The 14,360-nt window shown below is 33.6% G+C and carries 12 protein-coding genes; 4 read left to right on the forward strand and 8 right to left on the reverse strand.

Going from position 1 to position 14,360, the window contains the following annotated elements:
• Positions 1 to 3: 3 nt before the first annotated feature.
• From ACXR6G_RS14545 to ACXR6G_RS14575, 7 genes are all read right to left on the reverse strand, one after another.
• The gene (locus ACXR6G_RS14545) at positions 4 to 2,727 is read right to left on the reverse strand and encodes a TonB-dependent receptor (RefSeq protein ID WP_458362166.1); all 2,724 of its coding nucleotides are present in this window, start codon (positions 2,725 to 2,727) and stop codon (positions 4 to 6) included.
• 5 nt (positions 2,728 to 2,732) lie between these two features.
• The gene (locus ACXR6G_RS14550) at positions 2,733 to 3,419 is read right to left on the reverse strand and encodes a hypothetical protein (protein ID WP_458362167.1); all 687 of its coding nucleotides are present in this window, start codon (positions 3,417 to 3,419) and stop codon (positions 2,733 to 2,735) included.
• A gap of 11 nt (positions 3,420 to 3,430) precedes the next feature.
• Entirely contained in the window at positions 3,431 to 4,558 is a 1,128-nt protein-coding gene (locus tag ACXR6G_RS14555) for a DUF4249 domain-containing protein (RefSeq protein ID WP_458362168.1), read from the reverse strand.
• Positions 4,555 to 5,694 (reverse strand): DUF4249 domain-containing protein, encoded by a 1,140-nt coding sequence (locus ACXR6G_RS14560; RefSeq protein ID WP_458362169.1) that lies wholly within the window; start codon positions 5,692 to 5,694, stop codon positions 4,555 to 4,557. The genes ACXR6G_RS14555 and ACXR6G_RS14560 overlap by 4 nt, the downstream gene beginning before the upstream one ends.
• 50 nt (positions 5,695 to 5,744) lie before the next feature.
• Positions 5,745 to 6,878, reverse strand: coding sequence for a DUF4249 domain-containing protein (locus ACXR6G_RS14565; protein ID WP_458362170.1), 1,134 nt, complete (start codon positions 6,876 to 6,878; stop codon positions 5,745 to 5,747).
• 45 nt (positions 6,879 to 6,923) lie between these two features.
• Positions 6,924 to 8,051 carry a DUF4249 domain-containing protein gene (locus ACXR6G_RS14570; protein WP_458362171.1) on the reverse strand — a complete coding sequence of 376 codons (1,128 nt, stop codon included), beginning with the start codon at positions 8,049 to 8,051 and terminating at the stop codon, positions 6,924 to 6,926.
• 216 nt (positions 8,052 to 8,267) lie between these two features.
• A complete protein-coding gene (locus tag ACXR6G_RS14575) occupies positions 8,268 to 8,849 on the reverse strand; it encodes a HutD/Ves family protein (RefSeq protein ID WP_458362172.1) in 582 nt (193 codons plus the stop codon).
• A gap of 107 nt (positions 8,850 to 8,956) precedes the next feature.
• On the opposite strand from ACXR6G_RS14575, the gene ACXR6G_RS14580 reads away from it, so the two are divergent.
• Entirely contained in the window at positions 8,957 to 10,732 is a 1,776-nt protein-coding gene (locus ACXR6G_RS14580) for a chloride channel protein (protein WP_458362173.1), read from the forward strand.
• On the opposite strand, the gene ACXR6G_RS14585 is transcribed toward ACXR6G_RS14580, so the two are convergent.
• Entirely contained in the window at positions 10,729 to 11,181 is a 453-nt protein-coding gene (locus tag ACXR6G_RS14585) for a DUF4268 domain-containing protein (protein WP_458362174.1), read from the reverse strand. The two genes, ACXR6G_RS14580 and ACXR6G_RS14585, sit on opposite strands and share 4 nt — an antisense overlap.
• 168 nt (positions 11,182 to 11,349) lie before the next feature.
• On the opposite strand from ACXR6G_RS14585, the gene ACXR6G_RS14590 reads away from it, so the two are divergent.
• From ACXR6G_RS14590 to ACXR6G_RS14600, 3 genes are all read left to right on the forward strand, one after another.
• Positions 11,350 to 12,498, forward strand: a complete 1,149-nt coding sequence (locus ACXR6G_RS14590) for a metallophosphoesterase (protein ID WP_458362175.1) — start codon at positions 11,350 to 11,352, stop codon at positions 12,496 to 12,498.
• A gap of 7 nt (positions 12,499 to 12,505) precedes the next feature.
• Positions 12,506 to 13,180 (forward strand): DUF4956 domain-containing protein, encoded by a 675-nt coding sequence (locus ACXR6G_RS14595; protein WP_458362176.1) that lies wholly within the window; start codon positions 12,506 to 12,508, stop codon positions 13,178 to 13,180.
• Positions 13,181 to 13,259: 79 nt separating this feature from the next.
• The gene (locus ACXR6G_RS14600; RefSeq protein WP_458362177.1) at positions 13,260 to 14,327 is read left to right on the forward strand and encodes a hypothetical protein; all 1,068 of its coding nucleotides are present in this window, start codon (positions 13,260 to 13,262) and stop codon (positions 14,325 to 14,327) included.
• The last annotated feature ends 33 nt before the right edge of the window (positions 14,328 to 14,360 follow it).

The raw sequence follows: 14,360 nt of genomic DNA on the forward strand, positions 1-14,360 counted from the left end.
GTTCTAGAATTCAATGTTATAAGTAATAGTTGGTATTGCTTCTCCAAAAACAGATAGTTTATATCCAACCATTCGATCCTCTTCAATACGGAAATATGACGAATAGGTATTTCTCTGGCCAGTAAGATTATAAACACCGAAAGCCCACGAAGTATGATAGGATTTGTTCTTTTTTAAATTACCCTCTAGTAGTAATGTAATATCAGTTCTGAAATAGTGGGGCAGTCTGTATGCATTCCTTTTAGAATAATAGACTATTGGAATACCTTGAATTTTATATTTTGCAGTCGGATAAGTTGCTGGACGACCCGTGTGGTAAACAAGATTTGTAGAAAAAATAAAACGCCTGGAAAGCTTAAAACTAAGAAAGGCTTTAAGGTTATGAGGCTTGTCGTAAGGGGCTCTGTACCATTCCCCATCGTTCACAGCAAATTCACCAGATTGATCTTTTGATTTTAAATAACTTCTTGAATAAGAGTAGCTGATCATTCCATTAAAACGGCCTGATTTTTTTCGTAAGAGCAATTCCAAACCATAATTTTTACCATCGGCATTTAAAACCTCAGTTTCAGTAAACTCATTTAAATAGAGTTCTGCACCATCCTTATAATCTTTGGCATTTTTAATTTGTTTAGTATAAGCTTCAATAGAAAATTCAACAGTAGAATTTAGAAAATTGCGATAATAACCTAATGATAACTGATCACCAATTTGAGGTTTAAGATAACGATCACTTAGCTTCCATGTATCTGTAGGTGATATCGAGGTCGTGTTGGACAACAAATGTATGTATTGGCGAGTTCTATTATAACTAGCCTTAAACGAATTGTTATTATTCATGGCATAGTTAACTGAAAATCTAAGTTCAGGTCCATGGTAAATATTGTTGAGTCCACTCGAAGTGTTTTGAATTTCTGTTCTATTCAGACTACTAGGTTTATTGCCTTTATAAATGGCTTCCTCTCTTTTTCCTAAATTACCATATAAAGAATAACGAAAACCAGCTTCAGCATTCAAAAAACCAAGTAAGTCAAATTTACCACCAGCAAATACTGCTGTCTCTAATCCTTTTTCAATATTAATTTTATTCAATGATACGAGTGAAAATTCAGAATCGGGTTTTAATTCTCCTGGACTGATCTCATAAAATTTTGCTGCTGCCCCAAAATCGAAACTTGTAAAAACATCTTTCTCATATGTGAGATGAGATTTAAAGCCCATATCTTTAACTCGATGAGTCAGTTTAAAGGCGTTACTCGGAACATCATTCGAAGACATATCGTATGAAAAGCTTGTGAAATGAGCACTATTTTTCATTTTTAACTTTTCGTTGAAGCGATACCTCCAGTTGAGAGAACTGACAAAATTATTGAAATTATAAACGGTGTCAGAATGTAATTGAAATTCATCTTCACTTTTATAATAGCTGAGTTCTATTTGATTGTTTGAATTTGGTTTGTATAGTATTTTTCCATGTAAATCATAGAAATTAGATTTTGAATCAACCAATTCTTTAGAGTCAATTTTCTTGATTATCCAATCCGAATATGTGAATCGAAAAGAGTTCATTATTGAAAGCTTTTTCTTTAATAAGGGAAGATTAAGATAGGCTTTGGATGTAATAGGACTGATTCCAACTTTACCCTTGATTTCATCTGTTATTGTTTCTGAGGAATGAATGTCGTAGGTTGAGGAAATACGACCTCCAAATTGAATTGGGATACTTGATTTATAAAGGCTCGCATCTTGAATCATATCGTTATTGAAGGCAGAGAAGAAACCAAAAAAGTGGGCAGGGTAGTAGATAGGTGCATTGTCAATTAGTATTAGATTCTGATCTGCAGAACCTCCTCTTACATTAAAACCAATGGCACCTTCACCGGCACTCTCAACACCAGGAAGCATTGTTGTACTTTTAATAATATCAGGTTCTCCTAGTGCAGATGGTAGGCTTTCAATATCTTTTGAAGCAAAGTATTCTAAGCCCATAGCTGTTCGCTTAACCTTGTTGTCTTTAGCAAAAACTTTGATCTCCTTAATAGCCTGCATTTCTTTTCTCAGTTGGACATCTAATCGACCATCACCCCGTAAGTTAATTTTCCGCACCGATTGCCTTAATCCCAAGTATTTAAAATTTAAGACATAGGCTCCCTGTGCAAGTTCAATTTCAAAATAACCATTCTTATCAGAAGTCACACCTTTTTCCATATTGGGTAGAAAAACTTCAACTCCCTTAAGAGGTAGGCCAACACCAAAAAGCTTAATGTTACCGAAAACTTTAGCTTTTTTACGTCCCAAGGCAACTCCAATTTCATGAATAATATATTCTTGTTGCTGCAAAGCAGCAAAATCATCTTCTATCTTTTCATTATTTTGAACATCAACTTGAACTTCCTTAATTTTTCTTTGAAAACTAAATTCTTGATCTAAATTATCAAATTGAGTTAGAATCAGACTATTTCCTCTAATGATGAATTCGATTTTTGAACCTGATAAAACATCAGTTATTAAAGTATGAAGGTCAACTTTAGAGTAGTTTTTTTTAAGCTTAATACCCTTAACCCAAGTTTCATAATAATAGGATTGAATTTGGTACTTACTTTCAAGTTCTTGCGTTAACTCTATAAACGACATGCCTTCGTAGCCAATGCTAATTTCTTTTTTATCCTGTGCAGAAATTGAATTAACCAGAAAAATGATGATTAGGAGAATGAGTGTTTTTTTCATAGTTTTTACAGATCAAATTTTGAGAGAAGAACAACTGCATCCATGGGGGTTTTTGTCCCGATTTTTAATTTATTACTTCTAATAAAGCGTTTCATTTCTTTTTTTTCCTGAGGGAAAACTTTAAAAATATCACTCCTGCTACTTATAGTTATAAGCTCATCATCTTTAATTAGAAATAGACTATTCGCAATAACATATTTGAATTTTCCAGATGAATCAGACTTTAGTATTTTATGTTTTTTTCTTCTGACGACGTATTGGGTATTTTGAAACTTTACAACCTGATAATAGCTCTTTGGATCTAACTCGGGGTGCACTAAATCTCCTCTGAGGAAATCAAACCTGTAAGGGGATTCTGTAATTGTAAACCCCTCAAGAAAGAAGGGATTTACAATAATATTTCTCTTCGTTTTGTCTAGGGTTTCTATCGCAGTAATTATCTTCTCTGTTGAAATATCATAGGAAAACTGAATATCATCAAATCGAATACCTTTAAACAAAAAGCTTCCTTTGAGATCCATTCTTTCAAGAAAGAATTGTTCTCCTGAAGCTATAGATGTTTTAGGCACCCAGGTTTTACCATTAATAATAGTTTTTAAATTGCTTTTTGATAAGGGTTGCCCTGAGATATCAGGACTAAATCCTAAGAATATCAGGATAATAAGATTGGTTAATAATAGTTTTGTTTTCATATTTATATAGATCAGGGCCAAAATGAGGGTTTTTTAGTTGGGTATTTTTGATTGCACTCATAACAATGTCTAAACCTAGCTTCGTATACGGTTAAGCGAGGTCTAATTATTACTCTTTCAATAAAATATCTTGTAAGGTCTGGTGGAGAATTATCGGGAACGGTAATGTATATGAATGTTTCACATTCCTTAGGGAAATCACTGAATTTAACAGAATAGTCATCCTTAGAGAATATGCCTTTTTTGGTACGAACCGAAGAAACTTCAAAATAACCTAAGACTTCACAATCGCCTTCACAAGTAGATATATTACCTTTAATATTAGCAGGTAATATATCGTATAGATTACCATTTGTTTGATGAATGGCCTTCATGTTTTTCCAAAAGATAAAATTTTCTTGTGAGACGGAATAGAGGCGCATGTCGAGTAGGTATTTATGCTTTAATTTGACCTCATGCTTTAAAATTGTTGATGTTAGGAGATGATTAACCTCTCTATTCTCAATGTCAGAGGCATCATAAAGGTTAATGATAGGAAAATCGTTGACTGGATAGCAAACCGTTTGGGGATTTTCAGTAAACTTAGTATCAACTTCAAAAGGTGTATGCCACTCGTAACTCTCTTGGTATTCCCAACGTAGATAAGAACCTATATTTTCATTATTTTTGGCGTCAAAATAAATGCCAACAGCTTCTTCAGTATTATCATCAGTAATAACTTCCATTTCATCTCCATAAAGAGAAGTTATTTCAAAAGGGGGAAGCATCAATTCGGGCGTAGATTCATATTTATCACCAGAAAGGGTTTGGATTTCAATCCAATAAGATCGTCCAACTTTACCTTTGATTGTTGTGAATGAACTCTTATATATACCAGGCTCGGTTTCACTTAAAATTTCAGTTTTGTTTAAATCATCATGTAAAATTACTAGAGCATTTCTCTCCGGTTTTAAAGGAAAACTATCGGCAAAACTAACAGTCCTAAATAAGCGAACTTCACATGGTTCGATTTCATCCGTAATTTTACCATCTACCACGAGAATTGAAACATCACCATCAATTTCTGGATAGAATTTTTCTGTGCATGAGAAAAAGATCGTGCATAAGAGTGAGATCGTTATGAATTTTTTAATAATCATTTTTTACTTTCATTTGAGGTCGGCCAAAATGATGGTTTTTTAGTTGGGTATTTTACATTGCATTCATAGCAATGCCTTCTTCGGACTTCGTATGCTGTTGTGTTTTCTCTGGGAATGATTTTAACAATCTGGTATTTCATTGGGTCGGGTGTTACACCTACTATAATAAATGTTTCACATTCTTCTGGGAAATCAGTAAAATCAACTGTAAAGTTGTTTTTTGAGAAAAAAGCTCTTTTTCTTCGTACCGAAGAAGCCTCAAAAATCCCTAAAACCTTATTAGTGTTATTGCAGCAGCTGATATTACCTTTAATGTTAGCAGGTAAAATATCGTAGAGATTACCATTTGTTTGATGAATAGATTTCATGTTTTTCCAAAAAATATAATTCTCCTGAGAAACAGAATAAAGATTTATATCGATGAGATATTGATGTTCTAACTTGACTTCATGTTCTAAAATTGTAGATGTTAAGAGGTGATTAACCTCTTTGGTCTCATGATCAGAGGCATCATAAAGGTTAATTAGTGGATAATCGTTTACAGGATAACAAACCTTTTGAGGATTATCAGTGACCTTGGTCTCAAGATCAAAAGGAGTATGCCATTCATAACTCTCTCTGTATTCCCATCTGAGATAACTTTCTGAGTTTTCATTATTGTTGGCATCAAAGTAAATTCCTACACCATCTTCTTTCGAATTATCACTTATTATGGCTTCTAATTCATCTCCGTATATTGAGGTAATCTCAAATGGCGAATGAATAACTTCAGGAGTTGATTCATATTTTTCACCAGAGAGTGTTTGAATTTCGATCCAATAATTTACTCCTAAAGTTCCTGTAATTTCGTTTGAAGAGCTACGATATACACCGGCTTCGTATTCTGTTAAAATTTCCTTGTTTCCCAAATTGTCATTCAGAATCACAATAGCGTCCTTTTCAGGTTTTATTGAAAAATCATCTGTAAAACTAACAGTCTTAAATAACCTGACTTCACAAGGGGTGCCATCATCAGTGATTTTACCATCTACCACCAATATATCAACATTTTCATCAATTTCAGGATAGAATTTTTCCGTGCATGAAAAAAGTATCAGGCTGAATAAGATGAATAATATGGGTTTGATATTGGACATATAAATGGGATTTTATTGTTTCGCTTTTTTTCCTATTTGTTGAGGTGACATCAAGGCCAAAAAGAGGGTTTGTTAACGGGATATTTCACATTACACTCATAGCAATATCGCCAACGGACTATATATACCATCTCCGTGTTCTCCTGATATGAATTAATAATCTTATATATATATGGTGGAGGTGGAGGAGTTCTCATATCATATCGCTTCATGAATTTTTCGCAGCTTTTATCAAAATCCGAAAATTCAAGTGAAAATTCATTTTTGGTGAAGAAACGTTTCATTTTACGAACAGATGATGCTTCGAAATAACCTAATACTTCACAATTGTTCTCACAGGAAGAAATATTGCCTTGAATATTAGCGGGCAAAACATCGTAAATATTGCCATTGGTCTGGTTAATAGCTTTCATGTTTTCCCAAAACTCATAGTTTTCTCGAGTAGTAGAATAAAGATGCATATCAAGAAGGTAGATGTGTTCTAGTTTAACCTCAGTTTGCAAAATTTCGGATGTTAAGAGATGATTAACCTCTTTTTTTGCTAGATCAGAAGCATCATAAATATTGATTAGAGGAAAATCGTTTACCGGAAAGCATATTGTAGTTGCATCTTCAGAAAATTTATCCTCAACTTTAAAAGGGGAATGCCACTCGTAACTTTCTCTATATTCCCATCTAAGATGGCTAGATTTATTATTTTGGTTTGTAGCATCAAAATAGATACCTACACCTTTTTCCTTTGAATTGTCACCAGTTATAAATGTTTGTTCATCTCCATAAATAGAATTTATTTCGAATGGAGAATTCATTTTTTCGGGTGTTGATTCATACTTGTCTCCAGCTATGGTTTGGATTTCTATCCAATAGCTATTGCCTATTGTCCCATTAATTTCATTAGATGAACTACGGTAGATACCTGCTTCAAATTCTGTTAAGATTTCCGATTGTTCCAGATCATCATGTAGGATTACGATTGCATCTCGTTCAGGTTCTAAGGAAAAATCATCTGTAAACTTAACTGTCCTAAATAACCTGACTTCGCAAGGGTTGCCATTGTCATCCGTAATTTTACCATCAACAACAAGTATCGAAACATCTTCATCAATTTCCGGATAGAATTTTTCCGTGCAGGAAAAAAATATCAGGATGAATATGATGAATAATATGGGTTTGATATCGGTCATATAAATGGGGCTTGATTCGGCTAGTTTTGTTTTTCAATGATAAAATTAGGGCCAGAAAGATGGTTTTTTAACGGGGTATTTCTCATTGCACTCATAACAGTAACGCCAACGAAGAATATATACAGTAGCCATGTTTTCAAAATAGGAATCAATAATATAATATTTGCTTAAGGGTGGACTGCCATCTTCATATCTTATGATGAATTTCTCACATTCTTTATCAAAATCAGAAAATTCAAGTGAAAATTCATTTTTGGTGAAGAAACGCTTCATCTTACGAACAGATGATGCTTCGAAGTAGCCTAAAACCTCACAATCATCTTCGCAAGAAGAAATATTTCCTTTAATATTTGCAGGTAAGATATCATAAAGGTTCCCGTTGGATTGGTGAATAGCTTTCATGTTTTCCCAAAACTCGTGGTTTTCTTGAGTCGTAGAATAAAGACGCATATCCAGAAGATACTCATGTTCTAATTTAACCTCATGCTTTAAAATTTCGGATGTTAGGAGATGGTTAACCTGTTTTGTAGCTAGACTGGAAGCATCGTGGATATTAATTAGAGGATATTCATTTACAGGATAACATATTGTAGCAGCATTGTCGTAATATTTCTCAACAACAGTATAAGGGGAATGCCATTCGTAACTCTCTCTATATTCCCATCGAAGATAGTTACCCTTATTATCTTCATTTGTAGCATCAAAATAGATACCTACACCTTTTTCTTTTGAGTTATCATCAGTTATAAACGTTTGTTCATCCCCATAAATGGAATTTATTTCGAATGGAGAATTCATTTTTTCGGGGCGTGACTCATATATGTTTCCAGCTAAGGTTTGGATTTCTATCCAATAGCTAATGCCTACTGTCCCATTAATTTTATTTGATGCACTATGGTAGATCCCTGCTTCAAATTCGGTTAAAATCTCTGTTTGTCCCAGGTCATCATGTAGAATTACGATTGCATCTTGTTCTGGTTTCAAAGAAAAATCATCTGTAAACTTTACTGTCCTAAATAATTTTACTTCACAAGAACCAATTTCATCCGTAATTTTTCCATCTACGATGAGTATTGAAACATCTTCATCAATTTCAGGATAAAACTTCTCGGTGCAAGAATTTAGTAGCAATACTAATACTGAAAAATAAAGTAATTTTATCTTTAAGCTCATCTAAAGTTAGAGGTTAGTGTTTGCTTAAATGTAATAAATTAATTTATAGATAAATATGATGTAAATTGGAATAATCATATTAAACTCAAATTGTTACAATAATAAAGCCATCTCTATAATGAAATGGCTCTTGAGGCTTTTGATAAATGGGAGTTTTAAAGAAATCTTTATAAAATCAGTTTTTACTTATTTTTTTTTAGAATGCTTAAGAATAGATTAGTGTCTAATTTTTGAAATTATTAGATTGCTATTCTTATTAGCTTTGAGTTTAAGATTATTAGTAATTGGATTTTCGATAATTAATAACTCACCTTGGTTTAAGATATAGTCATTCCCTTCGTTATTAAAGGCTATCTCCCCTGAGTAGAGATATAAGAATATTGTGGTTTGCTTATCAGCAATAGTGAAGTCTATTTTTTGTTCTTTCAGAAGGGCTAATGAGCTCAGCTCACCTTTTGTCTTTCCTTGTGTCATTAGGTTAAAGTCGGTACAGATACCAACAGATGAGGTCTGCCATTCACCTTCAAATTTATCGGTTTCAAATTTTTTCAGAGTTTTCGTGTATTGATTCTTGTGTGAAATTTCTATTTCGCCATCTAGAATCATAATTTTTCGCGATACGCCAGGTAAGGATGTGAAATCTGATTTTTCTACTTCAACCTTAGCAGTACTTAGCCTGAAATCGAAATTTCTTAAGCCATAATCAGCTGTTTGGGGATAGATATAAAGTTGGGTGCTGGTTCCGCCTGACCAGTTGATGGTATTGAATTTATCAGCACTTATGATTGAGAATGACATAGGATTTTAAGAGTTTTATTTATGATACTTGGTTTCAAACTTAATAATTTGTTTTTCCATTCGCATTCTATTTGGTAAATTAGGAGGTACAACTCCAAAAATGTTCCATGGCGAAAACAACCAGGTGGCGTCGCTTTTTGATTTGGAGGCTTCGCCATATCAATAATCAAACTTTCATTTTAATCTTAAGTGTTCTTATTGGGATCGCTTCAGGTATGACGGCTCTTATTTTAAAGACAGCCGTATACCGAGGTCGTGAATTTTTACTTGAGGGCATTAATTGGAGCTATCAAAATTATTTGTTTTTCCTCTATCCTATGATTGGTGTCGGATTAACAATAGTATTCAAAAAGTATATCATTAAGGATTTTGTTAAGCACAATATAACGTCTCTTCTACATGCTATTTCAAAACGTAATAGTATTGTCAAATTACACAAAACGTATTCCTCAGTAATTGGTTCAATCATTACTGCAGGATTTGGTGGCAGTATTGGTTTAGAGTCACCCATTATATCTTCGGGTGCTGCTATCGGTTCAAATATGGCTCGTAATTTTCATTTGAATTATAGAGAAATCACGATACTAATGGCTTGTGGTGCTTCGGGAGCTATTGCAGCTATTTTTAATACGCCAATTGCTGCGATTGTTTTTGCTTTGGAGGTTTTGTTAATTGATTTATCTCGTTTTTCTCTTATTCCTCTTTTAAGTGCATCAGTCAGTGGAGCCATAACAACAAAGTTGTTCTTGGATGAGGATATTTTGATTGAATTTGCGATTACACACGCATTTGAGATTAAGGATATTCCCTTCTTCATTCTTTTGGGTATTCTATCAGGATTAACTTCAGTGTATTTTACGAGGATGTTCCTTTGGATTGAAAATCGATTTGAATCTATTCGCTTACTTCGAAATAGAATGCTAATTGGTGGCCTTGGACTTGGTGTTCTGATCTTTTATTTTCCGGCACTTTATGGTGAAGGTTATAATATGGTAAAAGCCTTAATCGATGGTCGATTAGATGAGGTTTTTCAATCTAGTTTGTTTGAGAACTACACCGATGTGTGGTATATGGTGGTTATTTTTATAGGAGCCATGGTCATTCTGAAAGTTGTGGCAGCTTCAATAACTATTGGAGCAGGAGGGATAGGAGGAATTTTTGCGCCATCTGTTTTTACGGGTGCAATGCTTGGTTTTCTATTCGTATTTATTTACAATCATTTTCAATTTGGAGAACCTTTGTCGGCTAGTAATTTTACGTTGGTGGGTATGGCAAGTGTTCTTGGGGGTGTACTGCATGCTCCTCTAACGGGGATTTTCCTAATCGCAGAAATTACAAGTGGTTATGAGTTGATTGTACCTTTAATGCTATCAACAACAATTTCATTTATCACCGTAAAAAGTCTTCAGAAAGAATCAATTGTAACTTCTCAGTTGGCTAAAAAAGGTGAACTGATTACGCACAATAAAGATCAGGCAGTTCTAAGATTCATGCAACTTTCAAAAGTTATTGAAACGGATTTTAGGAGGATTGATGAGGAAGCTACTCTTGGCGATTTAATAAAAGTCATTTCAAAATCGAAGAGGAATATTTTTCCAGTGATTACCGAAGAAGGTTTTTTAATAGGCGTTGTGCTTTTAGACGAAGTTCGTGAGATCATGTTCGATAAAAAAATGTACACAACACCTATCAGTCAGTTAATGATAATGCCTCCAGCTTCTATTTCTTATCAGGATTCGATGGAAACGGTTCTGAAGAAATTTAAGGAAACTGGAGCTTGGAATTTACCTGTAATCGATAATGGGAAATATATTGGTTTTGTCTCCAAGTCCAAATTATTCTCAGCCTATCGTCAACTTTTAGTTAGGATTACTGCTGACTAGACTCGGTACATAACAACCTCTTTTACCTCAAGAAATGCTGCTTCAAGTAAACACATCTGTTTAAAGAAAAAATCATAACATTTTTCCCAGTCATCTTTGTTATAAATTGATATGCCAGGCAAATGGTAATACATGACACTCACTTCTTTAAAGCCTTTTATATAGTAATCTTTGTTCCAAATTAGATCTTGTCCGCAGGTTTCATCAATCACGGTTTTGTATTTTTCAAAACTTTCGAATACAGCCAATCTGTTTGCATCCAGTTTACTATCAACCTGAAGAACAACAAAAGCACCTTCCTCATTCAAATCGAACTTCAATTGAACTTCTTTAATCTGAGTCCCCTTTAGAACCCATGAGGTCATTTTACGACCATTCTTTTTTGAATAGCGTTTAAATCCATCCCAAAATCCCATTTTAATTGCTTTGGCTTCGTCTTTTGTGTACATATGATATCGTGTCTGTAGTTATTCTCAAAAGGATATAAAAAAAAATATTTCGGATATTTAAAACGAAAATTTATTCTCAGTACAAAAATAAGGATATCTTAAGATTATTAAGCGTTCTAGCAGGATAAAAAATAATACTATCTTTAGAACTCAAACGATTATAAATTAATGACTAGAAATAGTATCCTAAAATATATATTGCCATTGCTTCTTCTATACTCTTTGAAGACTACGGCTTATTTCGATCCAGATTCGACTAATATCGATTCGATTCGTGTGCGTAGCTATGTCGAAGGGCCACATATTAAATATCTTTCTGCCAAACGAGTTGAAGCCTTTTATATCATTCATGATAGTTTAAAGAATAAGGCGAAAATTACTCGAAAATATTTTAGATATAAGAATGATACGATTCGTTTCAATGGATTTGCTGGGAATGATAGCACAGAATATATTATACCACGGACTATCAAACCCCAGTCAGGATTGTTAGAATCAAATGGTAAGATTGCTGTTTTTGGTGATATACATGGCCAATTCGATTCGATGAAAGCCATGTTGCGCTACAACAAAATAATTGATGAAAATAACAATTGGATTTGGGGCGATGGACAAGTCGTATTTACTGGTGATGTTTTTGATAGAGGCGATAAGGTAACAGAATGCTTGTGGTTACTGTTTAATCTCGAATTGCAAGCTCAGAAAGCAGGTGGTAATGTCCATTTACTATTGGGAAATCATGAAATGATGGCTCTTTTGTTTGATAATCGATATGTTGATAATAAGTATCTTCATGCAGCGCATGCTAACAAATATCATTATTCCCATTTTTTTGGAAGACATACTGTTTTAGGAAAATGGTTGCGAGCCCGTAATACGGTCATACGTATTAATAAACTGCTCTTCGTTCATGCTGGAATTTCTCCAAAATTGATGGAAAAGAAAATGAGCATAAAAAAAATTAATCAGGGAATGCGCCACCATATCAACAATTATACTCAACTTGAAGACACAACTCTGGTTGACTTATTCTTATATTCAGAGAGTCCTTTATGGTATCGAGGTTACCTTTCAAGAACAGAAAAATATTCAAGAATAAGCCTGAATGAAGTCATAGAAACTTTAGATTTCTATGAGGCTATCGTTATTATTTTTGGCCATACGCCAGTGGCAAGAGTTTATCCATTCTATTCGTTTAAACTCATTGCAATGGATGTCCCAATCGGAGATCCAAAATATATAGACCAAGGCTTATTGATAGATAATCAGATGTATTACCGTATATTTGCACACAAAGAAAAAGAACGTATAAAATAGATAAACAATGGATCTTCTTTTAAATTCACCAGAAATATCTTCAGAAATCATGGGAGGCAACTTCCTAGATTTGATGCTACGATTTGGGCTAAATCTTTTAGCGACAATATTCGTTATCATATTTGTTTATTTTAGAGCTACAGGGAAACGCTCCTATGTGTTTACTTATATTCTAATTTCTACAACGATCTTTTTTCTTTGTTTTCTTTTGGGAAGCATCGATCTTCAATTAGGTTTTGCTCTTGGTCTATTCGCCATATTTGGTATTATCCGTTACCGTACCGATACCATTCCTATTAAAGAAATGACCTACCTCTTTTTGGTTATTACTCTATCCGTAATTAATGCGCTAGCTAGTCGTGAAGTAAGTGTGAGTGCTATTCTATTTACAAACCTGATTTTGATGGCAACCACTTGGGTAATGGAGACAGTATGGATGAAACGTCATTTGGCTAGAAGAAGTCTTATTTTTGATCGAATGGATCTGATTCACCCTAGTAAGAAAAATGAATTAATCGAGAACATCTTTGAAAGAACAGGAATTGTAGTCGTTAGATTTAAAGTTGGACAAATTGACTTATCGAAGAAGAGTGTGCGTCTGACTATCTTTTATAAAGAAGATGCAACACCTAATGTTTTATCTGATCCTGAAATGAGCGATAAAAGTTTTGATCGTGAATAGTATACTTAAAGCTCAACAAAGCTTAATATTTTAAATATTAATTTGTCTGGGGATATAAAACTTGATAAAATAGCTTCTTATGAGATTCGTACTAAAAAACCAGCTCTTATTATTGTTTTTTCTTTTTACCACACTTGGGCTTAATGCACAAACTGAGGAAACTGAAAAAGTATTTGAAGCGCCTTATTTATTTGGCTCCGACACCTTAATTGAACTCTCTATTACAACTAACATTAAAGAATTAATCAAAGATACAGGTAAGAAAAGCAAGTATCATCAAGCACGTTTATCTTATCAATTGGGAGATTCCATTGTAAGCATGATTGTTCAGTTAAAAACGAGAGGGCATTATAGAAAAAATAAAAATGTTTGTTCTTTCCCACCTTTACGGGTTAAATTCAATAAGGCTACTTCTAGTTATACACTTTTTCACGATCAGGATAAGCTAAAAATAGTTGGACACTGTAGAAATAATAATTCTCGCTTCCAACAAATGGTTTTTCAAGAATATCTTATTTATAAAGCCTATCAGATTCTTTCTCCAGAAGGCTTCAGAGTTCGTTTAGCAAGAGTAATCTATAAGGATAGTGCTAAAGACGTAAAGAATTTGGAAGAGTATGTTTTCTTTATCGAAGACTTTGAGAAAATGGCGAAGCGAAATGGTAAAATCCCAATTTATAAGGATCGTATTCACCAAGATAATACAATGATTAATAAGGTGACACGTATGGCGATTTTTCAATTTATGGTTGGCAATACCGATTGGGGAGTTCCTACTCTTCATAATATAAAAATGATTGCTAAAACTCCTACTTCTCGCCCAGTGCCAATTCCATATGATTTTGATTGGGCTAGTTTAGTGAATGCCCCATATGCAGTTCCCAATGCGAATCTTGATATTGTAAGTATTCATGAGAGATTGTTTCGTGGATATAAACGAACTCCAGAAGAACTTGAATTTGTTTTTAAAGAATTTAGGATGAAGAAAGATCTTTTCTACTCTCTTTATCAAGACAGTGATTTACTTACTGAAAAAGAAAAAAAGCGTGTGATTGAGTATTTTGATGAATTTTATCAGATTATCAATGACCCGAAACTGATAAAAAGGTTTTTTATTAATAATGCACGTCAAGTGAGGTATAAGTAATTTTAAAACTATAGTCTCCATTAACTTTCCAGC

The organism is Ancylomarina sp. YFZ004 (assembly GCF_054254355.1).